Raw genomic sequence first — 25,198 nt, 5'->3', positions numbered from 1 at the left:
CTGGTCCGAGAACAAGTCCGAGAACAGCTCCTGGAAGAGTTTCGAGGACGCTTCCGACGGCAGTGCGGAATTCGGTAACTAGCAGCGGTGGAGGCTGAGATGGAAGCGATCACATACGAGGAGTTCGGCGGCCCCGAGGTGCTGCGCCACACGACCGGTGTCGACGTGCCGGAGCCCGGCCCCGGCGAGGTCCGCGTGAGGGTCGCCGCGGTCGGCCTCAACCCGGTGGACTGGAAGCGCCGTTACGGCTGGGTCGAGGAGTTCTACCCGACGACCTTCCCCGCCGTCCCCGGCCTCGAGTTCGCCGGCACCGTCGACGCGCTCGGCGAGGGCGTCACCGACCTGGCCCTCGGCGACGAAGTCCTCGGCTGGACCAAGACCGGCGCCTACGCCGAGTACGCCATCGCCGGCACCGTCGCCCCCAAGCCCGCGGGGCTCTCCTGGGAGGCCGCCGCGAGCCTTCCGGTGGCCGGCGAGACCGCGCAGCGGGTCCTCGACCTGATCGGCGTACGGGAGGGCGAGACGCTGTTCCTGCACGGCGCCGCCGGCGTCGTCGGCTCGGTCGCCGTCCAGCTCGCGGTCGCCGCCGGGATCACGGTCGTCGGCAGCGCCTCCGAGTCCAACCACGCCTACCTGCGCGAGCTCGGCGCGATCCCCGTGGCCTACGGCGACGGCCTCGCCGACCGGGTCAGGGCCGCCGCCCCCGACGGCGTCGACGCCGTCTTCGACGCGGCCGGCCACGGCGTACTGCCCGTCGCCATCGAACTCCTGGGCGGGGAGGGGGCGGCGGACAAGAACCGGATCGCCACCATCGCCGCCACCGACGCCGCCGAGTTCGGCATCACCTTCTCCGGCGCCTCGGGCGACCCCGACGACGTGCGGCGCGGCCTCACCGCCCACGCCCGCCTCGCCGCCGAGGGCACCCTCGCGGTCCGCCTGGCCGACACCCTCCCCCTCAAGGAGGCCGCCCGCGCCCAGGAGTTGAGCGAGTCCGGCCACGTGCGCGGCAAGCTGGTCCTGATCCCGTAGGGCCGCCCTCTCGTGGCGGAGGAGTGAGAAGATCCCTCCGCTGTGAGTGCTGGACCCCGACCGTGGAAGGCGACGACGATGTACGCGATATCCCTGGGAGACGACGGCGCGGAACTCCGCCCCCTCGAAACCTGGCAGGCCGACGAATTCCTCGCCCACATGGACCGAGGACGCGACTTCATCGGCGCCCGCAACGGCCTCCCCGACGTCGTCACCGACCTCGAGTCCAGCCGCGCCTTCCTCCGCCTCTACGCCGAGAAAGCCGCCGCCGACACCGGCCGCATCCACGGCATCTGGTCCCACGGCACCCTCGTCGGCGCCGTCATCCTCCGCACCCTCGACACCAAGAACGGCACCGCCGAAGCCGGCTGCTGGCTCGAACCCGCCGCCACCGGCCGCGGCCTCGTCACCCGCGCCGCCCACGCCCTCATCGACTGGGCCATCCGCGTACGCGGCATCCACCGCGTCGAATGGATCGTCAACTCCGACAACGCCCCCAGCATCGCCGTCGCCCGCCGCCTCGGCATGACCCTCGACGGCACCCTCCGCGAAAGCGCCCCCTACCGCGGCACCCGCCACAACCAACAAATCTGGTCCATCCTCGCCCCGGACTGGCCGAAGGCTTAGCCCTTGGGGCGCAACGGCGGACCCCACCCCCGCCCGGGTCGCTGGGCGGGGTCGGCGGGGGGCGGGGCGGTGACCCGGCTCCGACCCTTGTCACCGCCCCGTGGTCCCACCTTGGGGGGTCAGCGGGTGAGGCGCCACGCGGGGAGGGCTGAAGAGGCGAGGGCGACGAGGGTGCAGAGGGCGGTGGAGGTGGCGAGGGGGGTGAGGGGGAGGGCGAGGGCGACGGGGGCGGAGAGGGCGGAGAGGGCGGCGCCGAGGGTGGAGAGGACGGCGGCGGTGACGGCGAGGCCGAGGGCGGCGCCGATGGCGACGGCGAGGGTCGCCTCGCCCGTGACCGTTCGGAGGATCTGCGCCCGGGTGGCCCCGGCGAGCCGGAGCGAGGCGAGTTCGGCGCCCCGTACGGACGTCGCCATGAGGAGCGTGTTGGCGAGGCCGATCACGGTGTAGAGGAGTGCGATGCCGAGGACGAGGATCATGCCGAGCCGGGTCTGGGGGGTGTTCGTCGCGTGGCCGGCGGCGGCCCAGGCGTCGGCGGTGCGGACCGTCCCGCCGGCGGCTTCCAGGGCCCGTGTCGTCGCCGTGCCGCCGCCGCTCGCGTCGATGCGGTCGACGCCGGAGCCGGGGGCGTTGGCGCGGGTGACATAGGGGCCGTTGTCGCCGGTGCCGAGGGCGAGGACGGCGGCGACCCGCAGGGGCACCGGGCCGCTGCCGTCGGCCCGCCACACGTCGACGGTCTCGCCGACGCGGTGATGTGCGAACTCCTCGTTGACGACGATCGACCGGTCGTCCAGGTCGTGGAGGTCGCCTGCGACCACCGGCAGGTGAGCGAGGGCGGCGAAGGCCGCCGGGTCGGTGACCGCGCGGGCGCCGTACTTCACGACGGCCTCGTCGCCGTCCCGGACGAAGACGGAGGTGGCCGCGGTGGGGGAGATCAGGGCTTCGTCCGGTGCGGCCACCGGCCTCAACGCGGTTCCGGTCGCTACGTACTGAGCGGTTGTCTGCTCCCGCGCTTCGGCGCCACGCGTGCGCGTGACGCTCGTCGCCGCACCGAAGAGGGTGCCGGCGAGGGCGACGGTGACGAGGACGGGGGCGGCGACGGCGGCGGTGCGGCGGACGGAGGCGGCGCTGTTCTCCCGTACGAGTGTCGCGACGGCGCCCGGGAGCCGGAGGAGCCGGGCCGCGGGGCGGACCAGGAGGGGGGAGAGCAGGGCGACGCCGCCGATCAGGAGCATCGGGAGCGTGGTGTACGTCTTCCGCTTGAGCAGCTCGGACGGTTCGGTGGCGTAGGTCCAGGCGAGCAGTGCGGCTCCGGCCACGAGGAGTCCCGTGCCGAGCAGGGCCCGGCCGAGGGGCAGGGTGTCGGTGTCGACGTCCGCGTCGCGCAGTGCGGCTGTCGGGCCCACTTTCCCGGCCCGCCGTGAGGCGGCGACGGCGCCGCAGAGGGAGACGGTCACTCCGGTCCAGAAGGCCGTGTGGAAGGGCCAGCCGGCCCCGCCGATCGTGAACCACGCGGGCGCGAGGCCGCCGTCGACGAGGGTGCGGGCCAGCAGGGGCGCGCCCAGGGCGCCGAGCGCGCACCCGGCGGCCGACGCGATCACGCCGAGCGCGGCCGCCTCGGCGAGGAGGAGTCGCCTGACCTGCCCGGGGGTGGCCCCGGCGGTCCGCAGCAGCCCGAACTCGCGGCGGCGCAGCGCGACAGCGAACGCGAACGTGGAGGCCACCACGAACACGGAGACGAAGCCGGTCACCCCGCCGGCGGTGCCGAGGAGCGCGTTCAGCGCGGTGAGCGCCCGGGCGTCCCGCTCGGGGTCCGGGTCGGCGCGCACCCGGTCGGCGCCGGTGAGGACCTGGGCCCGGTCGCCGACCAGGGCCCTGACCTCGTCGGCGGGCGCGTCGACCCCGACGGCGTCCACCCCGACCCCGACGGCGTCCGGGCCTGCGGCGCGATCGCCGGCGACGCCCGAGCCGGCGGCATCCACACCTGCGCCGTCCGGGCCGCCGTCGCCCGTGGTCACCGTCCACCGGACCCGCAGTTCCCGAAGCAATTCTTTGTCCACAGGCTGTGGACGATCGAGCGGCAGCGCTACGGACACCGTCTCGGGCCCGCGCAGTACGTCGAGCACCAGCCGGTCCCGGCCCTGCACCACGACCGGCGACGAGGCGAACCGCTGGGGGGAACGCTCGGGCGCGTGAAAAGTGGCGGACAGGCCGAGGCCCATCGTGGTGAGCAGCCCGACCCCGAGGGCCAGCGCGACGAAGCCGCCGAGGAAGGAGGCCCAGCGGGCCCGGAGCCCGGAGAGGAGGACGGTCAGCATGCGGAGCTCCCCACGAGCCCGCCGGTACGGGCCGCGGCCGTCCCCGCTCCGGGCCCCGCCTCAAGGCCTGCCATCCGGGCCGCGACCGTCTCCACCGTCGGGGTCGGCAGTTCGCCGGCCACGCGTCCGTCGACGAGGAAGACGACGCGGTCGGCGCGGGCCGCCGCGACGGGGTCGTGGGTGACCATGACGATGGTCTGTCCGTCCCGGTCGACGAGGTCCCGGAGCATGTCGAGGACCTCGCGGCTGGTGGTCGAGTCGAGCGCGCCGGTGGGTTCGTCGCCGAAGAGGACGGCGGGGTGGGTGATCAACGCCCGGGCGATGGCGACGCGTTGCTGCTGCCCGCCGGAGAGTTCGCCGGGGCGGTGGCGTTCGCGCCCGGCGAGGCCCACGCGCGCGAGTGCGTCCTTTACCCGCGTGCGGGACGGGCGGCGGCCGGCGAGGCGGAGCGGCAGGGCGACGTTCTGCGCGGCGGTGAGGGAGGGCAGGAGGTTGAACGACTGGAAGACGAAGCCGGTGCGGTCCCGCCGGAGGAGGGTGAGGCGCCGTTCGCTCAGCCCGTCGAGGGCGACGCCACCGACCTCGACGCTGCCGGTGGTGGGCCGGTCGAGGCCGGCGGCGCACTGGAGCAGGGTGGACTTGCCGGAGCCCGAGGGGCCCATGACGGCGGTGAAGGTCCCGGCGGCGAAGTCGAGGTCGACGCCGTCGAGGGCGCGGACGTCCCGGTGGTGCCGGGTGATCCCCCGCAGCCGTACGGCGACGGTGGGAGCGTCGGGGGCGGCGGGGGCTGGGGTCGTCGTGGTCATGACTCAAGCGAACCGTTCCTGCCCGCCCGGATCACGACCACTGGCGGGCGTCCGGGGGTATGCCTGGCCCTACCTCTGCCGTACGGCCTCCCTCTCTCCCGTACGGCCTCCCTCCCTCTCTCCCGTACGGCCCCTCCGCCTCTCCCCGTACGGCCTTCGCGTATCCGTCCGCCCGGCCGGGTTCCCCGGGAGGCTGTGACGGCTGAGACCATCGTGGTGGGGGCGTGGGACGCGGGAGGCGTGACCGGCGTAAGAGATGTAACCGGTGTACGCGACCTAACCGGTGTTCGTGACGTAACCGGCGTACGAGAAGCGACCGGCGTACGAGAAGTGACTGGCGTACGAGAAGTGACCGGCGTACGAGACGTAAGGGATACGAGGGGCGCGGCGTGAGCACCACCAGCATCGACAGGGCCTTCGAAGCGCTGTACGCGAGCGACGACGGTTCGCTCGACACGGCGGCGTCGCTGCTCGCCGCCGACAGGGGCGCGGACGGGGAGCTGGTCCGGCGCGGCGAGGAGTTCGTCCGCGTGCTGTGGGGGCGTGGCTGGCAGCCGGCGGATCTGGTCCGGACGGCCCGCCGCGAGTTGTCGGACGAGCACGTCCGGCTCCTCTGCGGGCTGGTCAGGACGGAGACGGCCGGGTACGGCAGGCTGCCGCACCGCTGGCAGGCGCAGCTCGACGAGCTGGACGAGGGGATGGTCCGCCCGACGGACCGCTTCTCGTACGCGACGACCGTCCTGGAGCTGTACCGGCTGCTGGTCCGGCTGCCGCGCCTGGACGCGGTGGGCCCGGTCCCGGGGGACGTCCTGCCTCCGGCGGCGGCAGGCGAGCCCCGGATGCTCACGCGCATCAGGGCGCTGCTCGCGAAGGCGGAGGCGACGGGGTATCCGGAGGAGGCGGAGGCGCTGACGGCCAAGGCTCAGGAGCTGATGGCCCGGCACAGTCTGGACGAGGCGACGCTCGCGGCGGGCGCGCCGTCCCCGGAGACGCCCGGGGCGATCCGGATCGGGGTGGAGCCGCCGTACGAGCAGGCGAAGGCGATCCTGCTCGACGCGGTCGCCACGGCGAACCATTGCCGGGCCGTGTGGAACGAGGCGTACGGCTTCTCGACGGTGGTCGGCTTCGAGGCGGACCTGGACCCGGTCGAGCTGCTGTACACGTCGCTGCTCGTCCAGGGGACGGCGGCGATGACGCGGGCGGAGGCGGAGCAGCGGGCGGGCGGCCGCAAGCGCACCAAGTCCTTCCGACAGTCGTTCCTGCTCGCGTACGCCAACCGGCTGGGCGCCCGCCTGGCCTCGACGTCCCGCCGCGTCGCCTCCGAGGCTCCCTCGCTGCTGCCCGCCCTGGCCTCCCGCGATCTCGCCGTCACCAGCCGCACCGACGAGCTCTTCCCCGAGACCCGCACCACGCGCGTGCGTGCCGCCTGGGACGAAGCCGGCTGGAACCACGGCTCCTCCGCCGCCGACCGCGCCGGGCTGCACCCGGACCGCGCCTCCTTGCGCGACCGCCCGGAGTCGTAACAGAGCCGCACCCGGACCCCACCTCTTTGCGCGACCGCCCGGAGTCGTAACCCGAGCCGCACCTGAGCCGCACCCGAGCTGCACCCGGACCATGCCTCCTTACAGGAGCGCCCGATGCCGTCGCAGATGGGCTGAATGTCGGATAAGGGGTGGATCGCGGATACGCTCGGCCCATGAGCTGGCTTCGGGCGTTGAAGGCGACCTCCCGCTCGGGGCTCACCGTGGAGCGGCGTCCGCTGGAGCCCGCCATCGCGGCGAGGGGCGCGCTGGGGCTGGCGCTGGTCGTGGGGTTCTCGCTCGCGCTGTTCGGCCCGGCGGTCGCCGCGTCGTCGGCGTTCGGGGCGTTCCAGGCAGCCATCGCCACGTTCCAGCGTTCGTGGCGCCCCCGGCCCACGCTCGCCCTCGCGTCCGGGGCGAGCCTCGCCGTGTCGACGTTCCTCGGCTACCTCACGGGCGCGAACGAGGTGCTGTTCCTGGCGCTGCTGCTCTCGTGGACGTTCCTCGCGGGGCTGACCTGGGCCGCGGGTCCGACCGCCGGGATCATCGCCGCGTCCAATGTGGCGATCATGCTGGTGACGGTCACGCTCCCCACGTCCGTCGCCGAAGCCGCCGGCCACGCCGTCGTGATCTTCGCGGGCGGTGTCGTGCAGGCCGCGCTGGTCGTGCTCCTCCCGGTGCGCCGCTGGGGCGCGCAGCGCGACGCCCTGGCGGACGCGCTGGCCGCGGAGGCGGACTACGCCCGCCGCCTCCGCCACGACCCGGTCGCGCCCTTCGATCCGGTACCGCTCATGACGGCCCGCAGCGCCGCCGCCGTCACGCCCCGCCAGGCCCGCCGCCGCCCGGCGGAGCTCCACGGCGCGCGCGGGCTCGCCGAGCGCATCCGCCCGGTACTCGCCTCGCTGGCCGACCCGGCGGTCGGCGTCCCGAAGGAGGGCCCGCAGCGGGACCGGGTGCGGGAACTGCTCGCCGCAGCGGGAGAGCTCCTGGACGCCGCCGCCCACGCCATCCGGCACGGCGAACCGGTCACGCTCCCGCCGGCCGCCGTCGCCGCGCTCCGCACCCCCGACACGGGCGCCATCCTCTCCGGCCCCTCCCGCCGCGCCGCCGTCCGCCTCGCCGCCCTCCTCGGCGACGTCGTGGAAACGGCGGAGCCGCGCACGGAGACCTCGCCACGAGAAGCCCCGGCCCCACCGCCGGAGGAGGCGACCACCGAGGCCGCAGGCTCACCAGCACCCACAGCACCCATAGGAGCCACAAGAGCCACAGCACCCTCAGCACCCTCAGAAGCCACAGAAGCCCCAGCAACCCCAGCGCCCCCACCCACCAGGCCTCCGACCCGCACCACCCGGACCCGGCCCTCCCTCGTCCGGCTCGCGCCCGTCGCGGCCGCGAGCATGCGCGCCGAGCTGCGCCCCGACTCGCCGATCCTCCGCCACGCGGTGCGGATCTCGGTGGTCACGGCGGCCGGCTACCTCCTGGGGGCGGTGCTGCCGTTCGGGCACGGTTACTGGGCGCCGATGGCCTCGGTGATGGTGATGCGGCCGGACTTCTCACAGACGTACGCACGCTCGGTGGCCCGGTTCGGGGGCACGCTCGTCGGGGTGGCGCTGGCGACGGGGGTGGTGCAGTGGGCGCACCCGGGCACGTACCTGCTGGCGGCGCTGGCCGTGCTGAGCGCGTTCGGGATGTACCTGCTGATGCGGACGGGGTACGCGGCCGGACAGGTCTGCGTCTCCGCGTACGTCGTCTTCCTGCTGGGCATGGACGGCGCGGGGGTGACGCAGACCGTGCGGGACCGGGTGCTCCTGACCCTCGTCGGCGGGCTCCTCGCGATGCTGGCGTACGCCGTCTACCCGGCCTGGGAGACGCCCCGGCTGCGGGGCCGGCTCGCGGACTGGCTGGCGGCCGCGGGCCGGTACGCGGCCGCCGCCACCGCGCGGTACGCCGACCCGGTCGGTTCCGTCTGCCCCGACGTCCGGGAGGCGCTCCTGGACACCCGCGCGGCCAAGGTCGCCTGGCAGGAGGCCCTGGAACGGGCGACCCACGAGCCGGTGCGCCACCGGGGCCTTTCGCACGCGGCGGCGGAGCAGGCCGAGCATGCCCTCGCCCAGTTCGGCCGGGTGTCGATGCTCTTGGAGGCGCATCTGCCGGAGCGCGGCGCGCCGCCCGTTCCCGCCGCCGCGACCCTGGCGGAGTCCGTGCACCGGGCGACGGAGCGGGGTGCGAAGCAGGTGCGGGAGCGTAAGGAGCCCCAGTGGGACGACCTGCGCGAGACGGTCACCGCCTGGTCCGCCGATCCGCCGGACCACTTCCTCCTCCACAAGGGCGCCGTCCTCCTCCTGGAGGCCCTGGACGAGGTCTCGGTGGCCCTGGCGGAGTCCCGGCGCGCGCGTTAGGGCGTCGTCCTGGTGCCGCGTCGGTCGAGCGTGACCCAGCTCTCCTCCAGATTATTGGCAATGGATCCCATTTTCATTTACTCTCACTTCCATGGCACGCAATGAGCTCCGCCCCGTCGTCAAGATCCGGTCCACCGCCGGCACCGGATTCACCTACGTCACCCGCAAGAACCGGCGCAACGACCCCGACCGCCTCACCCTGCGCAAGTTCGACCCGGTCGCCGGCCGGCACGTCGACTTCCGAGAGGAGCGCTGACCCCGTCGTCGCGGACCGGGAGCCGTAGGATCGCGCGAGGGCCGCGCGGGGAACCGCACGGCCCGTCAGGAACGTCTGATCAGGGGAAGTTGCCCTGAAGGCGCTGGTGGCACGCTGTGTCGCGTAGCCACTACGCCACCCCTCGTGCACGTGCATCTGCTCATGCATCGGCATGTGAACACAGCTATGATCCGAGGAAGTTGACACCTGCACCAAGCAACTCGGGGAGCGACCAGTGCACCATGCGCATCACGCGTACAACGGCATGGCTGCCACGGAGCTGTCCGGTGTCGTGTGGCAGAAGAGCAGGCACAGCAACTCTCAGGGATCCTGCGTCGAGTTCGCCAAACTCCCGGGGGGAAACGTTGCCGTGCGCAACTCGCGCCACCCCGACGGTCCCGCGCTCGTCTATACGCCCGCGGAGATAGAGGCGCTCCTGCTGGGCGTCAAGGACGGCGAGTTCGACCACTTGGTGTGACCGCGGGCGCCGGCGAAGGCACGCGGAAGGCGCTCAAAAGACGTGCGGAAGACGTGCGGAAGGCGCGCGGAAGGCGCTCGACAGACGTGCGGAAGGAAGTCGGCGGTGGCCGACCGCGCGCGGAAGACGTGCGAAAGGTGCGCGAAAGACGTTCGAAGGGCACGGCGAAGGGCCCCGGCGGTGTGCGCCGGGGCCCTTTCCCGTGTCTGTCTCTCCCGCGGCGGTGCCGCTACTCCGGACCGACCCGGAACAGCGCCCACACCACCTTGCCCTGGAGTGTGCCGGCGAGGGGGTGCCACCCCCAGCTGTCGCTGAACGAGTCCACCAGGAACAGTCCGCGCCCCGACTCGGCGGAGAAGTCCTCCTCGCCGCCGCGCGCCTCCGGGCTCTCCCCGCTGGGGTCGCGCACGGCGCACACCAGGCGCGAGGCCCAGCGCATGAGGTGCAGCCTGACCGGCGGGTTCTGGCCTTCTTCCTGGGGCGCTTCGGTGGGTACGGCGTGGCGCAGCGCGTTGGTGACGAGCTCGGAGACGACCAGGGCCACGTCGTCGAAGCGTTCCGTCAGCTCCCAGCGGTCGAGCGTGGTGCTGGTGAACTTCCGGGCCCCGCGCACGGCTTCGTACCGGGCGGGCAGGGCGCAGGAAGCGGAGGTGGAGACGGCGCCGGGATCGAGCGGCGGTAGGCCCTGCCGTAACGGCTCGAGCACGGTCGATCCATTCGTCCCCATGCGAGGCACTCCCGGGAATCGCGACTGTGGTGCGACAACACGAACGAGTACGCGGCTGCGCGGGGTCCATGGTTCCGAATGCGACCACTGGATGCAAGGGCAGATGCACGTGCACGCGCCGGACCTGTCCGTCCCCGTGCGGAATCTGTGCATAAGTCGTCCGCCTGGTGAGGGGAACTTTCCGCGATGTGCGTGCCGCGTGCCCGCGCCTGCCCGGATCTCGCCGCCTTTCCGTAATCGAATGTGTACGCGCTGAAGCGTTTGGTGGCAGAATCCGGGGCTCGACGGGGGCTCGACACCGTAAAGGGGAGGCTGGGAGCCGTGACCGCAGGCGAATCGAGCGGAGCGAGCGGGAGTGTGGTGCGGCGCATCCTGCTGGGCTCCCAGCTGAGGCGGTTGCGCGAGTCGCGCGGCATCACCCGCGAAGCGGCCGGCTATTCGATCCGGGCGTCCGAATCCAAGATCAGCCGTATGGAGTTGGGGCGGGTGAGCTTCAAGGCCAGGGACGTCGAGGATCTGCTCACGTTGTACGGGGTCGGGGACGAGGCCGAGCGCGGCTCGCTCCTCGGGCTCGCCCGCGAGGCCAACGTCGCCGGGTGGTGGCACAGTTTCGGCGACGTCCTGCCGGGCTGGTTCCAGACGTACATCGGCCTGGAAGGCGCCGCCTCCCTCATCCGGGTCTACGAAGTCCAGTTCGTCCACGGCCTGTTGCAGACCGAGGCGTACGCCCAGGCCGTCGTCACCCGAGGCATGCCCGACGCCCCGCGCGCCGAGATCGACCGCCGGGTCGCCCTGCGCCTTGAGCGCCAGAAGGTCCTCGTCTCCGAGCGAGCCCCGCAGTTCCACGCCGTGCTCGACGAGGCCGCGCTGCGCCGCCCGTACGGCGACCGGGCCGTCATGCAGGGGCAGTTGAGGCATCTGATCGAGATCTCCGAGCACCCCGGCGTCACCCTCCAGGTGATGCCCTTCAGCTTCGGCGGCCACGCGGGCGAGAGCGGCGCCTTCACGATGCTGAGCTTCCCCGAGTCCGACCTCTCCGACATCGTCTACCTGGAGCAGCTCACCAGCGCCCTCTACCTCGACAAGCGCGAGGAGGTCGCCCAGTACCAGCGGGTCATGGAGAAGCTCCAGAAGGACGGGCCTGATCCGGCCGAAACCCGTGACCTTCTCCGAGGTCTCCTTCAACTCTCCTGATACATCAGTACGATGACGCCACATCAGTCGCACTGCAGGTAGCGGGTAGAGGGGTCTTCCACCATGTCGCACTTCACCGACCTGGCCCACCAGTACATCGACGGCGAGTGGAAGCCGGGCAGCGGCTCGTGGGACATCATCGACTTCAACCCGTACACCGGGGAGAAGCTCGCGTCGATCACGGTCGCCACCGCCGGTGAGGTCGACCGCGCCTACCGGGCCGCCGAGCGCGCCCAGGCCGCGTGGGCCGAGACGAACCCGTACACGCGCCGACTCGTCTTCGAGCGCGCGCTGCGGATCGTCGAGGACCGCGAGGAGGAGATCGCCGAGACGATCGTCGCCGAGCTCGGCGGCACCCGCCTCAAGGCCGCCTTCGAGCTGCACCTCGCCAAGGAGTTCCTGCGCGAGGCGATCCAGCTGGCGCTGCGCCCCGAGGGCCGCATCCTGCCCTCGCCGGTCGACGGCAAGGAGAACCGCGTCTACCGCGTCCCGGTCGGCGTCGTCGGTGTCATCTCCCCCTTCAACTTCCCCTTCCTCCTGTCGATCAAGTCGGTCGCGCCCGCGCTCGCCCTCGGCAACGCGGTCGTCCTCAAGCCGCACCAGAACACCCCGATCTGCGGCGGCACCCTCGTCGCCAAGGTCCTGGAGGAGGCCGGCCTGCCGGCCGGGCTGCTGAACGTCGTCGTCACCGACATAGCCGAGATCGGCGACGCGCTCCTGACCCACCCGGTCCCGAAGGTCATCTCCTTCACCGGCTCCGACAAGGTCGGCCGCCACGTCGCCACGGTCTGCGCGCAGAACTTCAAGCACGCCGTCCTCGAACTCGGCGGCAACAGCGCCCTGATCGTCCTCGAGGACGCGGACGTCGACTACGCGGTCGACGCGGCCGTCTTCAGCCGCTTCGTGCACCAGGGTCAGGTCTGCATGGCCGCCAACCGCATCCTGGTGGACCGCACGCTGGAGGAGGAGTTCACCGAGAAGTTCGTGGCGAAGGTGAAGACCCTGCGCGTCGGCGACCCGGCCGACCCCGCCACCCACATCGGCCCGCTCATCAACTCCCAGCAGGCGGAGTCCGTCTCCTCGCTCGTCGACCAGACGGTGGCGGCCGGCGCCACGGCCCTGCTGCACGGCACGGTCGACGGCAACCTCGTCTCCCCGTCCGTCCTCACCGGGCTCGCCGCCGACTCCCCGGTCCTCGGCCAGGAGATCTTCGGCCCGGTCGCCCTCATCGTCCCCTTCGACGGCGAGGAGGAGGCCGTCCGGATCGCCAACGACAGCCCGTACGGGCTCAGCGGCGCCGTCCACACCGCGGACGTCGAGCGGGGTGTACGGGTCGCCAAGCGCATCCACACCGGCATGATCCACATCAACGACGGCACCGTGCACGACGAGCCGATCGTGCCCTTCGGCGGCGAGAAGCACTCGGGCGTCGGGCGGCTCAACGGCGACGCGATGGTGGACTCGTTCACGACCCAGAAGTGGATCTCGATCCAGCACGGCCGCAGCCGCTTCCCGTTCTGAACCGGCCGGGGCGGGCAGACCGAGAGCAGTTTTCCCTTGAGGACAGAAGGTGTCCGCAAGGGTTCGTAACGTGGTCTGTGTCGAAAGAAGCCACCACCACGTAAGGCGGACAGCATGGTTGCCCTTGTTCCCATCGAGGCCCCCGGTGACGAGCGCGGCGCGTTCCTCAACTTCATCGAGGAGCAGCGCGCCGCGCTCCGCCGCTCCGTCCACGGACTCACCGAGGAGCAGGCGGCCGGGCGCCCCAGCGCCAGCGAGCTCAGCCTGTCCGGCCTGCTCAAGCACGTCGCCGAGGTGGAGCTGAACTGGCTCCGCCTCGCGCAGCAGCGGCCGAACGAGCGCCAGCGCACCCAGGACACCTGGGGCGACGGCTTCCGGCTCGTCGAGGACGAGACGATCCCGGAGATCATCGCCTTCTGGGCGGGCGTGGCCAAGGAGACCGAGGACTTCGTCCGCTCCGTGCCGAGCCTGGACGACACCTTCCCGCTGCCCCAGGCGCCCTGGTTCCCGAAGGACGGGTACGTGTCGATCCGCTGGATGCTGCTCCACCTCGTCCAGGAGACGGGCCGGCACGCCGGTCACGCGGACATCATCCGCGAGTCCCTCGACGGCAAGGGCTCCTTCGAGCTGATCGCGGCGGAACGCGGCGACCAGGGGGCGTGACGCCCGCGCGTACCCTGGTCGAAATGAACCAGGGAGGTAGGGGGATGTCGGCGATCCGGCTTCTCGTCCTGGGCGCGGTGAGGCAGCACGGCCGCGCCCACGGCTACCAGGTGCGCAACGACCTCGAGTACTGGGGCGCGCACGAGTGGTCCCACGCCAAACCCGGCTCGATCTACCACGCGCTGAAACAGCTGGCGAAGCAGGGAATGCTGCACGCCCACGAGAGCGCGCCGAGCACGGTCGGCGGTCCGCCGCGCGTCGAGTACGAGCTGACGGAGCAGGGCACCGAGGAGTACTTCGCGCTGCTGCGCGAGGCGCTGACCACGTACGACCAGAAGACGGACGTCCTGTCGGCGGGCATCGGCTTCATCGTCGACCTCCCCCGCGAGGAGGCGGCGGAGCTGCTGCGCCGCCGCGTCCGCGCGCTCGACGAGTGGCGGACGCGCGTCACGGAGTACTACACCCCCGAGGACGGTCCGGCGCAGCTCGGGCACATCGGCGAGATCATGCACCTGTGGGTCCACTCGGCGGACGCGGGCAAGGAGTGGACACTCGGCCTGATCGAGCGCATCGAGGGCGGGGCGTACGTGTTCGCGGGCGAGGGCGAGCCGTTCGTGGGCGTCCTCGCCGAGGGCGAGGAGAACCCCTTCGCGACCTGAGCCGGCGTGATCGGGCACCCACTCATCAAGTTTGACTAGCCGACTTCGAGGGCATACCTTGCTCCGTCGGCGACAACTGGCACCGTCGGCGGCAACTGGTCAAATTTGACTACGAAGCTTTCGGGAGGAATCGACATGGCGGCGGACGCGATCCTCGTCCAGGGCGCGCGCAAGCGGTACGGGGAGAAGGACGCCCTGGCCGGCCTCGACCTCACCGTCGGGCGCGGCACCGTCCACGGCCTGCTCGGGCCCAACGGCGCGGGCAAGACCACGACGGTACGGATCCTGGCCACCCTGCTGCGCCACGACGAGGGCCTGGTCCGGGTGGCGGGACACGACGTGCGGACCGAGGCCGGGGAGGTACGGCGGCGGATCGGGCTGCTCGGTCAGCACGCGGCGCTCGACGAGGAACTGGGCGGGCGGCAGAACCTGGAGATGTTCGGCCGGCTCCACCACCTGGGCGCCCGACGCGCCGGGACGCGGGCCGACGAGCTCCTGGAGCGCTTCGGCCTCGGCGACACCGGGCGCAAGCCCGTCAGGCGGTACAGCGGCGGCATGCGGCGGCGGCTCGACCTGGCCGCCTCGCTGATCACCGAGCCCGAGGTGCTCTTCCTCGACGAGCCGACGACCGGGCTCGACCCGCGCGGCCGCGCCGAGGTCTGGGAGTCGGTGCGCTCGCTCGTCGGCGGCGGCACCACGGTGCTGCTGACCACGCAGTACCTGGAGGAGGCCGACCGGCTCGCCGACCGCATCTCCGTGGTGGACCGCGGGCGGATCGTCGCCGACGGCACGCCCGCCGAGCTCAAGGCGCGGGTCGGCGTCGACCGCATCGACGTGGTCGTCCGGGACGCCCACCGGCTCGACGAGGCGGCCTCGCTGCTGCCCGTGGCACGCGGCGAGGTGGACGTCGACGCGGACCGGCGGCGGCTCAGCGCGCCCGCCCGCGACCGGATGGCCTCGCTCGCCGAGACCGTGCGGGCGCTGGGGGCGGCCGGGATCGAGGCGGAGGACATCGCCTTGCGCCGGCCGACGCTGGACGAGGTCTTCCTGCGCCTGACGGAAGGGGAGCCGGACGCGGGCGCGTCCGGGTCGACGGAGGGGGAGGAGGGCCGGGACGCGTCCCGGCGGACGGACGGGGAGTCGGATGGGGGCGCCTCCGGGCGGGCGGAGGGGGAGCCGGACGCGGGCGCGTCCCGGCGGACGGAGGTGACGGCATGAGCAACGCGTATGTGGTGAGCGACTGCTGGACGATGACCCGCAGGGAGCTGGCGCACTGGGCCCGGCAGCCGGTGGCGGTCGTGGTCGGGATCGCCTTCCCGGTGATGATGCTCCTGATGTTCGGCTACCTGGTCGGCGGCGGGCGGGGCGTCGACGGCGACTACGTCGACTTCCTGGTGCCCGGGATGCTCACCCTGACCATGGTGTTCGGACTCGAAGGCACCATGACGGCCGTGACGCGGGACCTGGACAAGGGCGTGATCGACCGCTTCAGGTCGATGCCGATGGCCGACGGCGCGGTGCTCGTGGGGCGGGCGGCCGCCGACATGCTCCAGTCGACGGTGGGGCTGCTCGTGATGGTCGGCGTCGGGTACGCGATCGGATGGCGGACGCACGGCGGTCTCGTGAGCACGCTGGGGGCTCTGGGACTGCTGCTTCTCCTGCGGTTCGCGATGCTCTGGATCGGGATCTTCCTCGCCCTGGTCGCGGGGCGTGCCGAGCTGGTGCAGGCGGTGCAGATCCTGGTCTGGCCGCTCGGCTTCCTCTCCAACGCCTTCGCCTCGCCGGACTCGATGCCGGGCTGGCTCGGCGCGTTCGTGGAGTGGAACCCGATGTCGGCGACGGCGACGGCGGCCCGCGAGCTCTTCGGCAACCCGGGCGGCGAGCCGGGGCACGTCACGGCCGCCGTGGTGTGGCCGCTGGTGCTGCTGGCGGTCTTCCTCCCGCTGGCGGTACGGAAGTTCGGGCGCCTCGGGAAGTAGGGGCGCGGAAGTGGGAACCCGGAGGTGGCGAGCGGTGTATTGAAAGCAGCGGCTCATCGCGGGCCGCCCGAGGGAGGACGGGGGGGGACGTGCGATGCGCAGGCCGGTGGCAGTGGCCGGCGCCGTCGTGGCGCTGGTGCTGGTCGTACTGAGCGGGTGTACGGGGGGTTCGGGCGAGGCCCCGAAGTCAATTGCGGGGAAGGGGGGTTCGGGGGCGCCGACCGTCGCGGGGGCGTTCGGGGCGCCGCCCCGGATGCCGTCCGGGGACGGGCTGCCCGGTTGGGCGCACAGCCTGGGATTCGCCCGGGACGGCAGCGGGTTCGCGCTGCTCGTCGGGTGCGTGAGCGCCGAGGCGGCGCCGGGGACCGGGTTCTGCCGGCAGCAGGTGGCCGTGCGGGACGCGGGGGCGGAGGAGTGGGTCGTGCGGCGGTCGCCGCTGCCCGAGATACCGGTGTCGGACGGCGCCTCGGCGAACCTGCTGGCGCTCGGGCCCGGCCGGGCCCTGATCGAGGACGGCGGCGGCGACCGGCCGGAGCGGACCTGGTTCACCCGGGACGGGGGCCGGAGCTGGCAGCCCGTGGACCGGCGGACGGTCGGCGTGGCCGCGGAGATACCCGCCGGCGCGGTGCTCACCACCGAGTGCGCGGCACCCGCCGGGGCGCTCCCCGACGCGTGCGTACGGGAACGGCTGGTCGTGGTGTCGCCGGACGACGGGCGGCGCCGCACCCTGGCCGCGGCGCCGCCTCTCGGAGCGCACCCGCAGCCCGCGGGGCAGCCGGAGCCCGACGGGTCCTGGTGGGTCTCGGGGACGGATCCGCTGACCGGGCGGGTGGCCGTCGCCTTCTCCCGGGACGCGGGCCGGAGTTGGACCGTGAGCCGACTGCCGAGCCCGACGGACCGGCCGGGGTGGCGGGTCGTGGTCGCGGTCGGACCGGACGCGGTGTACGCGGCGGAGATGGGGGAGCTGACGGGCGGCGAGCCCGTCAAGAACCCGATGAGGGCGCTGCATCGCTCGGTCGACGGCGGCGCCACCTGGCAGCGGATGTGGACCACGGGTCCGAAGGCGGAGCCGCGCACGCTGATGGGTCTGCCGGTGCCGGGCCCGGGCGGCCGGGTGGAGATCGGCGGAGAGCTGTCCGGGTACGCGAGCGTGGACGGCGGCCGTACGTTCGTCAGGCTCGGCGGCGGCCACTACACCCGCCGCACCCCGCTCGGTCTGCTGCGCGAGGGGTCCCGCTGTCAGTACGCGCTGACCGCGGACGGGGTGCGGTGGTCGGAGTTCCGGCTCGCCTGCGGGGACGACGCCGGTTGAGTGCCGGCCCTCAGCGGGGCCCACCCTCAGCCGGGCCCACCCTCAGCCGGGCCCACCCTCAGCCGGGCCCACCCTCAGCCGGGCCCACCCTCAGCCGGGCCGGCCCTCGGCCGGGCAGACCCTCAGCCGGGCCGGGCCGGTCCGGTCCGAGCCGGTCCGGTCCGAGCCGGTCCGGGCCGGTCCCAGCCGGGCCGTCCCCCACCCGGGCCGGTCCGGGTCGGCTCAGTGGTGGAAGGAGGTCGCTGCTTCCGTGTCGTTGGTGAAAGGTCCTGACTGGCGGCGGAGTTCGGGCAGGAGCTGGTGCAGGTCGCGGGCGAAGAGGTCGGCGAGGTCGGCGGAGAAGCCGTTGCGGCAGACCACACGCAGGACGGAGAGGTCCTCCCGGTGGGCGGGGAAGGTGTAGGCGGGGACCAGCCAGCCCTGTTCGCGCATCCGCCGCGAGACGTCGAAGACGTTGTAGGCGGTGACGTCGGGGGTGGTGGTGAAGGCGAACACGGGCAGTTCGTTCCCGTGGGTGAGGAGGCGGAAGTCGCCCATCGCCTCGATCCGTTCGGCGAGGCCCCGGGCCACGTCCCGGGCGGTCTGCTGCACCGCCCGGTAGCCCTCCCGGCCGAGCCTGAGGAAGGTGTAGTACTGCGCGACCACCTGGGCACCGGGGCGGGAGAAGTTGAGGGCGAAGGTGGGCATGTCGCCGCCCAGGTAGTTGACGCGGAAGACCAGCTCCTCGGGGAGTTCGTCGGGCGAGCGCCACAGCGCCCAGCCGACGCCCGGGTAGACCAGGCCGTACTTGTGCCCGGAGGTGTTGATCGAGGAGACGCGGGGGAGCCGGAAGTCCCAGACGAGGTCCTCGTCGAGGAAGGGGGCGACCATCGCGCCGGAGGCGCCGTCGACGTGGACGGGGATGTCGAGGCCGGTGCGTTCCTGCAGGGCGTCCAGGGCGGCGCAGATCTCGGCGACCGGCTCGTAGGAGCCGTCGAAGGTCGAGCCGAGGACGGCGACGACGCCGATGGTGTTCTCGTCGCAGAGCGCGGCGGCGGATTCGGCGTCGAGGTGGAAGCGGTCGCCCTCCATGGGGACGAGCCGCGCCTCGACCTCCCAGAAGTTGCAGAACTTCTCCCAGCAGACCTGGACGTTGACGCCCATGACCAGGTTGGGGCGGGCGCTGCCCGGGTAGCGGTCGGCGTTCCGCTTCGCCCAGCGTCGCTTGAGTGCGAGGCCCGCGAGCATGCAGGCCTCGCTGGAGCCGGTGGTGGAGCAGCCGACGGCGGTCGTCGGGTCGGGTGCGTTCCACAGGTCGGCGAGCATGGCGACGCAGCGGCGCTCCAGTTCGGCGGTGCGCGGGTACTCGTCCTTGTCGATCATGTTCTTGTCGCGGCACTCGGCCATGAGCACACCGGCCTGGGGTTCCATCCAGGTGGTGACGAAGGTGGCCAGGTTGAGCCGGGAGTTGCCGTCGAGCATCAGCTCGTCGTGGACGAGCTGGTAGGCGCTCATCGGCGGCAGCGGCCCGTCCGGCAGGCGGTGGTGCGGGGGAGCCTCGGTCATGCCGCCGACCGGGTTGGCCTCCCCGTAGAAGGGGTTGAGCGCGAGTCGGCGCTCGGACGGGGAGGGGTGGGGGCCCTGGTGGAGCGGCATGGGTGACTCCTTCTGTCCGGTGGGGCGGCCCGCCCGGTGAGGGCGGGGAGAGCGGGGGCGGGCGGTCAGCGCAGGGAGTTGCCCTGCTTGTCGAGTTGGAGCTGGGGGCGGCCGGTGACGATCAGCCAGGCCGGGAGGGAGGCGAGGCAGAGCAGGGCGAGCATCGCGGGGGAGGCGGCGAGGACGGCGCCGGTGAAGAGGCTGATCCAGCCCTGCCGGGTGGTGGCGAGGAGGACGCCGAGGACGGCGGAGGAGACGGCGACCGCCGGGTGGACCTCGGGGACGAGGGCCTGGACGAACAGTCCGAACGCCGCCCCGATGAAGACGGCGGGGAAGATCCGGCCTCCCCGGAAGCCGGCGGAGGCGGCGACGAGCAGGGCCACGAGTTTGACGACGGCGAACTTGGCGAGCTCGCCCGAGGACCAGCTGCCGATGGAGGAGGTGAGTTCCTTGGTCTCCTCCAGTCCCTTGAAGAGGGTCAGGTGCCCGCCGACGGCACCCAGCAGGCCGAGGACGAGGCCGCCGACGGGCAGCATCACCATGGGATGGCGCAAGCGGTGGAAGGCGGCGTGGACGTACGGGAAGAGGTAGCAGCAGAGGAGGCCGAACGCGGCGGCGACCGAGGCGATGACCAGGGCGGCGAGGACGTCGCCGTAGTCGGGGTCCGTCAGCGGCGGGAGCCCCATCGCGAAGCTGGGTTCGGCCAGCAGCTGCGTGGTCATCGCGGCGGCGCTGGCGGCCGTGAGCGGGGCGAGGAGCCGGTCCCAGAGGGAGCCGTGGCCCGGCCGGGCTGACAGGGCCTCGGAGAGGACGAGGGCGGCGGCCACCGGCGTACCGAAGAGGGCGCCGATGGTGGCGGCCGAGGCCAGGGCGACCCAGGCGGCGCCGGGCAGCGAGGGCTGGGCCTTGCGGCCGATCCAGTAGGCGAGGGAGACGTTGGCCGCGATGATCGGGTTCTCGGGGCCGAGGCTGATTCCGCCGGCCAGCGCGAGTGCGGCAGCGAGGAGGAGTCCCGGCACCACCATGGGAGGGAGCGGTGCTTCGTCGAGTCCTTCGGAGGCCGGGTCCGGTCCGGCGTGGCCGGGGATCTTCCAGATGACCAGGCCCACGGCGATGCCGGTGGCCGTGAGCATGACGATCATCCAGAGGGACGAGAAGCCGCCGATGCCGAGCGCGTCCGGCAGGTCGTCCCACAGCACGTGCTGGAACTCCTCCGCCAGGGTGCTGATGCCCAGGAACAGCAGGCTCCCCAACACGCCGACGACGAGGGCGGGCAGGATCTGCGGCAGCAGGATCCGCAGGGGGCCCTCGTGGGTGGGGGGCGACGGCGCGGGCGGAGCATGATCGGTGGCCACCGACCCACCATAAGTGAGCAAAAGCCGCATAACATCCCGAGATTCGGGCCCGACGGGACTTGCACCTCACGTCGCGTCAGGTCCGAGGCTGTCAGGCGTACCGACAGAGAAAGGGGCGGAAAGTCGATGGACCACTCCGTGGGACGGGTCGCCGGCCTCGCCGGGGTCACGGTGCGCACCCTGCACCACTACGACGCGATCGGGCTGCTCTCGCCGAGCGGCCGCAGCGCGGCGGGGCACCGCCGCTACGACGACGCGGACCTCGACCGGCTCCAGCAGATCCTGTTCTACCGGGAACTCGGCTTCCCCCTCGAAGAGGTCGCCGTCCTCCTCGACGACCCGCACGCCGACCCGCAGGAGCACCTGCGGCGCCAGCACACCCTGCTGACCGCGCGGATCGGCGAGCTCCAGAGGATGGCGGCGGCCGTCGAGCACGCCATGGAGGCGAAGAAGATGGGCATCAACCTCACCCCCGAGGAGAAGTTCGAGGTGTTCGGGGACAAGGACCCCGAGCGGTACGCCGAGGAGTCCGCCCGCCGCTGGGGCGGCACGCACTCGCACGAGCTGGCGCAGGCCCGCGCCGCCGCGTACGGCCAGGAGGACTGGCAGCGCATGAAGGACGAGGTGGACGCCTGGGGCGCCGCCTACGGGGCTTTGATGGACGAGGGCCTCGCCCCCGGCTCCGAGGAGGCGATGGACCTCGCCGAAGCCCACCGCCGCCACATCACCACCTGGTTCTTCGAGTGCCACCCGAAGACCCACGAGGGCCTCGCCGAGATGTACGTCGCCGACGAGAACTTCCACGCCTTCTACGAGTCGATCCACCCCGGCCTCCCCGAGCACCTCCTCGGGGCCGTCCGAGCGAACGCCGCCCGCCGGACGACCTGACCGAAGAAGACGCCGCCTGACCGGCGACCAGACCGGCCCCGCGAAGAGACGACGAGATCGGCCCCGCGACGAGTCCGGCCCCGCGACGAGATCGGCCTCGCCACGAGTCCGGCCCCGCCACGAGTCCGGCCCCGCCGAGAGGCCGTCTCGGGAGCCGGCCGGTCAGGGGGCCTGCGGTGCGATCACGACGGCCGTGCCGTAGGCGCAGACCTCCGTGCCCACGTCCGCCGCTTCCGTCACGTCGAAGCGGAACATGAGCACGGCGTTCGCACCGCGCGCCTTGGCCTGCTCCACCAGGCGTTCCATCGCCTGGTTGCGGGTCTGCACGAGGGTCTTCGTCAGGCCCTTCAGCTCACCGCCGATCATGGACTTCAGCCCCGCGCCGATCTGGCTGCCCAGATGGCGCGAGCGCACGGTGAGCCCGAAGACCTCACCGATCACCTGCCGGACCTCGAATCCCGGCACGTCGTTCGTGGTCACGACCAGCACGTCGGGGTGCGGCCCCTGGCCGCCTCCGTACTCCTCGATGCCCATCGGCATGCACCTCCTGATCCCCTACCCTCGGGGGCGCGGGCCCGGTCCGCATCCCGTGGAATCCGGGTGGAACCGGGGGCGTCCCGCCCGCGTTGATAGCTTGGGACCCGCCGTCCCCCACACCCCCACCGACCGCAGGAGCCCGGAACCCGTGAACACGCTTGCCCTCGGACCGAGCTGGCTGGACCCGGACTATCTGATCCAGACCTTTGGTCTGATCGGTGTCCTGGTGATCGTCTTCGCCGAGTCCGGACTCCTCATCGGGTTCTTCCTGCCCGGCGACTCGCTCCTCTTCACCACCGGCCTCCTCGTCACCACCGGCAAGCTGGACACGCCGCTGTGGCTGGTGTGCACCCTGGTGGTGGCCGCCGCCATCGTCGGCGACCAGGTCGGCTACCTCTTCGGCCGGAAGGTCGGCCCGTCCCTCTTCAAGCGCCCCGACTCCAAGCTCTTCAAGCAGGAGAACGTCGAGAAGGCGCACGAGTTCTTCGAGAAGCACGGCCCGAAGTCGCTGATCCTTGCCCGCTTCGTCCCCATCGTGCGGACGTTCACGCCGATCATCGCCGGTGTCAGCCGGATGAACTACCGCTCGTTCATCACGTTCAACGTCATCGGCGGTGTGCTGTGGGGCGCCGGCGTGACCCTGCTCGGCGCCTCCCTCGGCAAGATCGACTTCGTGCACAAGCACATCGAGCTGATCCTCGTCGGCATCGTCCTGATCTCCGTCATCCCGGTCGCGATCGAGCTCCTCCGAGCCCGCTCCCAGTCCAAGAAGGCGGCGGCCGAGGACGAGAGCGACCACGACGCCCCCGGCACCCCGAACCCGGGCGCGCCCCGCGGCCGCCACGCCAAGCGGTAGCAGCGCGCTCCACGCGGTGTCCCGCCGCACACGACGGGACACCGCCGGACGCTGATCCCTGATCTCTGAGACCTGAGCCCTGAGCCCTGGCCCTTGGTCAGCCGGTCTGATCGGCCGGACAGCGGCCTCTAGAAGCCTCGGGTCCGCTTCGCCGCCCGCCGTGCCGACGCCGCGGCGGGCGCCTGCATGAAGAGCCGGGCCAGCTCGCTCCCCAGGTTCACCCCGATCGCGATGGCCAGGGCCAGCGCCGCCGCCTTCGCCAGCGACGCGAAGCCCTGGTCCAGGTTGTTCTGGGCGATGGCGAGCACACCGAAGTACGTCGCCGAACCCGGCAGCAGCGGGCCGATCGCCGCCGTCACGTACGGCAGCGACGAGGTGTGGTGGTAGCGGGCGATCAACTGCCCGAAGAGCCCCACCAGGCCCGCCGCCACCGCCGTCGCCATCACCGTCGAGCCCTGCGCGGTCACCGCGATCGACGCGTAGATCACCCACGCGACCCCGCCGTTCAGCGTCGCGAACAGCACCGTCGACCGCGACTGCTGCAGCAGCACCGCGAACGTCGCGCACAGCACCATCGACGCCAGGATCTGCGTCACCGGCCGCTCCACCGCCCGCAGCGCCCCCTCAGGGTTCAGCTGCGCGTCGAACTGCACGGCGATGTACAGCACCGACAGTACGCCCACCACGATCGCGACGAAGAAGTACGCGACCTCGAGGAGCCGGGCCGAAGCCGTGATGTAGAAACCGGTCAGGCCGTCCTGCACGGCCGCGACGAGCGCCCGCCCCGGAATCAGCGCGAACAGGCCACCGGTGATCACCGCCGACGGCCGCAGATCCGCGTGCAGCAGCGTCAGGAGCACCCCCATCGCCGCCGGCGGCATCGCCGCCACCAGGAACTGGTAGAACTCCGGCAGCCCCCGCCCCGCGCACAGCCACGCGAGACGGTCGCCGAGCACCGCGCCGAGCGCGGCCACGAGGAACACCGTCGGACCGCCGCCGAGCAGCACCGAGGCCGCACCGGCGAGGACCCCCGCCGCCGCCGTCAGCACCCACCCCGGATACGGATGCCGGTTCCGCCGTATCTCCGCGAGCCGCCGGTACGCCTCCTCCGGCGTCACCTCGTGCGCCCGCGCGTTGATGTCCGCGAGCAGCTGGTACACCGCCGCGAGCCGCGTGTAGTCCGTGCCCCGGCGCCGTACCGTCCGGTTCGCCGTGATCGGATCGTCCACGAGCGACGGCTGGTACGTGACGGCCAGCAGGGTGAACGTCACCGTCGGCTCCACCCGGTCCAGACCGTACGAGCGGCAGATGGCGAACATCGCCGCCTCGACGTCCTCCGCGCCCTCCCCGCCCGCGAGCAGCAGCTCGCCGATGCGCAGAGTCAGGTCGAGCACGCGCGGTACCGAAGGCCCGGACTCGTCCCCCTTGCCGGCCGACTCCGGCACCGGCCGCTCGTGCACCGGCAGCCGCAGCATGGTCCGCATCCGGTCCTGCCACGGCGCGTCCTGCGAGAGCCGCACCAGGGGAACCCCGTACGCCGGGGTGAACACGGGCGGCGAGGTCTTCGCCGAGTAGGTGGCGGGCGTCGCGAACGCCGAACCCTCCTGCTCCTGCGGCGGCTCCGTCGTCGTACCGGGCGGCAGCGCGAACTCGGAGGTCGGATGCTCCTCCTCGGGCGGGACGGGCTGCTCCACCCCGGCCGGCGGGACGAACGCGCTCCGCGCCTCGTCCGACTGCGGCTTCCGGTCCTCAGGAGCCTCCTCGGGGCCCTCCGGCTCCGCCACCACTGTCTCCGCCTCATCCCCAGGGAATCGTGAATTCCAGTATGAAGGTGCGACGGATGTGCGAAAGGCGGTACACCCGGAGAGGTGCACCGCCTTCACACGATCACGACAGCGCGGTCTCAGTGACCGCCCTGCTCCTTGGCGCGAGCGTAGGACTTCTCGATCTCTTCCTCGGCCTCGGCGCGGCCGACCCAGTCGGCGCCCTCGACGGACTTGCCCGGCTCCAGGTCCTTGTAGACCTCGAAGAAGTGCTGGATCTCCAGGCGGTCGAACTCCGCCACGTGGTGGATGTCCCGCAGGTGCTCCATGCGCGGGTCCGTCGCCGGGACGCACAGCAGCTTGTCGTCGCCGCCGGCCTCGTCCGTCATGCGGAACATGCCGATGGCGCGGCACTTGATCAGGCAGCCCGGGAACGTCGGCTCGTCGAGGATCACGAGCGCGTCCAGCGGGTCGCCGTCCTCACCCAGGGTGTTCTCGACGTAGCCGTAGTCGGTCGGGTAGGCCGTCGACGTGAAGAGACGACGGTCCAGACGGATGCGACCGGTCTCGTGGTCGACCTCGTACTTGTTCCGCGATCCCTTGGGGATCTCGATGAGAACGTCGAACTCCACGGGTGGCTCCTCCTGAATCAACACAAGTGAATGCTCGCGACGGCGCG

At 72.4% G+C, this 25,198-nt stretch carries 23 protein-coding genes; 15 read left to right on the top strand and 8 right to left on the bottom strand.

The features are described 5' to 3' along the window. Positions 1-99 precede the first annotated feature (99 nt). Both MRBLMG1_RS11085 and MRBLMG1_RS11080 read left to right on the top strand, forming a co-directional pair. Entirely contained in the window at positions 100-1,029 is a 930-nt protein-coding gene (locus MRBLMG1_RS11085; RefSeq protein WP_367823188.1) for an NADP-dependent oxidoreductase, read from the top strand. A 78-nt stretch (positions 1,030-1,107) separates the two neighbouring features. Beyond that, positions 1,108-1,656 carry a GNAT family N-acetyltransferase gene (locus MRBLMG1_RS11080; RefSeq protein ID WP_367823186.1) on the top strand — a complete coding sequence of 183 codons (549 nt, stop codon included), beginning with the start codon at positions 1,108-1,110 and terminating at the stop codon, positions 1,654-1,656. 119 nt (positions 1,657-1,775) lie between these two features. Here the strand turns inward: MRBLMG1_RS11080 and MRBLMG1_RS11075 are convergent, their stop codons facing one another. Continuing rightward, a complete protein-coding gene (locus tag MRBLMG1_RS11075) occupies positions 1,776-3,971 on the bottom strand; it encodes an FtsX-like permease family protein (RefSeq protein ID WP_367823184.1) in 2,196 nt (731 codons plus the stop codon). Further along, on the bottom strand, positions 3,965-4,777 hold the full coding sequence (locus tag MRBLMG1_RS11070) for an ABC transporter ATP-binding protein (RefSeq protein WP_367823182.1): 813 nt from the start codon (positions 4,775-4,777) through the stop codon (positions 3,965-3,967). The genes MRBLMG1_RS11075 and MRBLMG1_RS11070 overlap by 7 nt, the downstream gene beginning before the upstream one ends. 389 nt (positions 4,778-5,166) lie before the next feature. Here MRBLMG1_RS11070 and MRBLMG1_RS11065 point away from each other — a divergent pair, with 389 nt between their 5' ends. From MRBLMG1_RS11065 to MRBLMG1_RS11050, 4 genes are all read left to right on the top strand, one after another. Beyond that, the gene (locus tag MRBLMG1_RS11065; protein WP_367823181.1) at positions 5,167-6,300 is read left to right on the top strand and encodes a DUF2786 domain-containing protein; all 1,134 of its coding nucleotides are present in this window, start codon (positions 5,167-5,169) and stop codon (positions 6,298-6,300) included. Between the two features lie 173 nt (positions 6,301-6,473). After that, complete coding sequence (locus tag MRBLMG1_RS11060; RefSeq protein WP_367823180.1) at positions 6,474-8,696, top strand: FUSC family protein; 2,223 nt, start codon at positions 6,474-6,476, stop codon at positions 8,694-8,696. Positions 8,697-8,787: 91 nt separating this feature from the next. Then, entirely contained in the window at positions 8,788-8,952 is a 165-nt protein-coding gene (gene rpmG / locus MRBLMG1_RS11055; RefSeq protein WP_367823178.1) for a 50S ribosomal protein L33, read from the top strand. Between the two features lie 265 nt (positions 8,953-9,217). Further along, on the top strand, positions 9,218-9,430 hold the full coding sequence (locus MRBLMG1_RS11050) for a DUF397 domain-containing protein (RefSeq protein ID WP_367823685.1): 213 nt from the start codon (positions 9,218-9,220) through the stop codon (positions 9,428-9,430). 229 nt (positions 9,431-9,659) lie between these two features. On the opposite strand, the gene MRBLMG1_RS11045 is transcribed toward MRBLMG1_RS11050, so the two are convergent. Then, positions 9,660-10,157, bottom strand: a complete 498-nt coding sequence (locus MRBLMG1_RS11045) for an ATP-binding protein (protein WP_367823176.1) — start codon at positions 10,155-10,157, stop codon at positions 9,660-9,662. A 321-nt stretch (positions 10,158-10,478) separates the two neighbouring features. On the opposite strand from MRBLMG1_RS11045, the gene MRBLMG1_RS11040 reads away from it, so the two are divergent. From MRBLMG1_RS11040 to MRBLMG1_RS11010, 7 genes are all read left to right on the top strand, one after another. Beyond that, positions 10,479-11,351 carry a helix-turn-helix domain-containing protein gene (locus tag MRBLMG1_RS11040; protein WP_367823174.1) on the top strand — a complete coding sequence of 291 codons (873 nt, stop codon included), beginning with the start codon at positions 10,479-10,481 and terminating at the stop codon, positions 11,349-11,351. 63 nt (positions 11,352-11,414) lie between these two features. After that, positions 11,415-12,872, top strand: a complete 1,458-nt coding sequence (locus MRBLMG1_RS11035) for an aldehyde dehydrogenase family protein (protein WP_367823173.1) — start codon at positions 11,415-11,417, stop codon at positions 12,870-12,872. 114 nt (positions 12,873-12,986) lie between these two features. Then, on the top strand, positions 12,987-13,535 hold the full coding sequence (locus MRBLMG1_RS11030) for a DinB family protein (protein ID WP_367823171.1): 549 nt from the start codon (positions 12,987-12,989) through the stop codon (positions 13,533-13,535). 44 nt (positions 13,536-13,579) lie between these two features. Continuing rightward, positions 13,580-14,194, top strand: coding sequence for a PadR family transcriptional regulator (locus tag MRBLMG1_RS11025; RefSeq protein WP_367823684.1), 615 nt, complete (start codon positions 13,580-13,582; stop codon positions 14,192-14,194). Positions 14,195-14,329: 135 nt separating this feature from the next. Further along, positions 14,330-15,412: an ATP-binding cassette domain-containing protein gene (locus MRBLMG1_RS11020; protein WP_367823169.1), complete on the top strand. Its 1,083-nt coding sequence runs from the start codon at positions 14,330-14,332 to the stop codon at positions 15,410-15,412. Then, a complete protein-coding gene (locus MRBLMG1_RS11015; protein WP_367823167.1) occupies positions 15,409-16,173 on the top strand; it encodes an ABC transporter permease in 765 nt (254 codons plus the stop codon). Before MRBLMG1_RS11020 ends, MRBLMG1_RS11015 begins: the two co-directional genes overlap by 4 nt. 94 nt (positions 16,174-16,267) lie before the next feature. Then, positions 16,268-17,485: a WD40/YVTN/BNR-like repeat-containing protein gene (locus tag MRBLMG1_RS11010; protein ID WP_367823165.1), complete on the top strand. Its 1,218-nt coding sequence runs from the start codon at positions 16,268-16,270 to the stop codon at positions 17,483-17,485. 222 nt (positions 17,486-17,707) lie between these two features. Here the strand turns inward: MRBLMG1_RS11010 and MRBLMG1_RS11005 are convergent, their stop codons facing one another. Beyond that, positions 17,708-19,120 carry a glutamate decarboxylase gene (locus tag MRBLMG1_RS11005; RefSeq protein WP_367823163.1) on the bottom strand — a complete coding sequence of 471 codons (1,413 nt, stop codon included), beginning with the start codon at positions 19,118-19,120 and terminating at the stop codon, positions 17,708-17,710. A gap of 65 nt (positions 19,121-19,185) precedes the next feature. Then, positions 19,186-20,475 carry an ion channel protein gene (locus MRBLMG1_RS11000; protein WP_367823161.1) on the bottom strand — a complete coding sequence of 430 codons (1,290 nt, stop codon included), beginning with the start codon at positions 20,473-20,475 and terminating at the stop codon, positions 19,186-19,188. Positions 20,476-20,601: 126 nt separating this feature from the next. Here MRBLMG1_RS11000 and MRBLMG1_RS10995 point away from each other — a divergent pair, with 126 nt between their 5' ends. After that, positions 20,602-21,363 carry a MerR family transcriptional regulator gene (locus MRBLMG1_RS10995; protein WP_367823159.1) on the top strand — a complete coding sequence of 254 codons (762 nt, stop codon included), beginning with the start codon at positions 20,602-20,604 and terminating at the stop codon, positions 21,361-21,363. Positions 21,364-21,525: 162 nt separating this feature from the next. On the opposite strand, the gene MRBLMG1_RS10990 is transcribed toward MRBLMG1_RS10995, so the two are convergent. Further along, complete coding sequence (locus tag MRBLMG1_RS10990) at positions 21,526-21,897, bottom strand: YbjQ family protein (RefSeq protein ID WP_367823683.1); 372 nt, start codon at positions 21,895-21,897, stop codon at positions 21,526-21,528. 151 nt (positions 21,898-22,048) lie between these two features. Here MRBLMG1_RS10990 and MRBLMG1_RS10985 point away from each other — a divergent pair, with 151 nt between their 5' ends. Further along, positions 22,049-22,756, top strand: a complete 708-nt coding sequence (locus MRBLMG1_RS10985) for a DedA family protein (protein ID WP_367823157.1) — start codon at positions 22,049-22,051, stop codon at positions 22,754-22,756. Positions 22,757-22,884: 128 nt separating this feature from the next. Here MRBLMG1_RS10985 and MRBLMG1_RS10980 read toward each other — a convergent pair whose 3' ends face one another. Next, complete coding sequence (locus MRBLMG1_RS10980) at positions 22,885-24,543, bottom strand: threonine/serine exporter family protein (RefSeq protein WP_367823155.1); 1,659 nt, start codon at positions 24,541-24,543, stop codon at positions 22,885-22,887. 116 nt (positions 24,544-24,659) lie between these two features. Next, complete coding sequence (locus MRBLMG1_RS10975; RefSeq protein ID WP_024758444.1) at positions 24,660-25,151, bottom strand: inorganic diphosphatase; 492 nt, start codon at positions 25,149-25,151, stop codon at positions 24,660-24,662. Positions 25,152-25,198 lie beyond the last annotated feature (47 nt).

Origin of the sequence: Streptomyces sp. LMG1-1-1.1, from assembly GCF_040815545.1 — a bacterium.
Taxonomy (GTDB): domain Bacteria; phylum Actinomycetota; class Actinomycetes; order Streptomycetales; family Streptomycetaceae; genus Streptomyces.
Note: the sequence above shows the minus strand (reverse complement) of the source record. Positions and strands in the feature narration are given on the sequence as shown.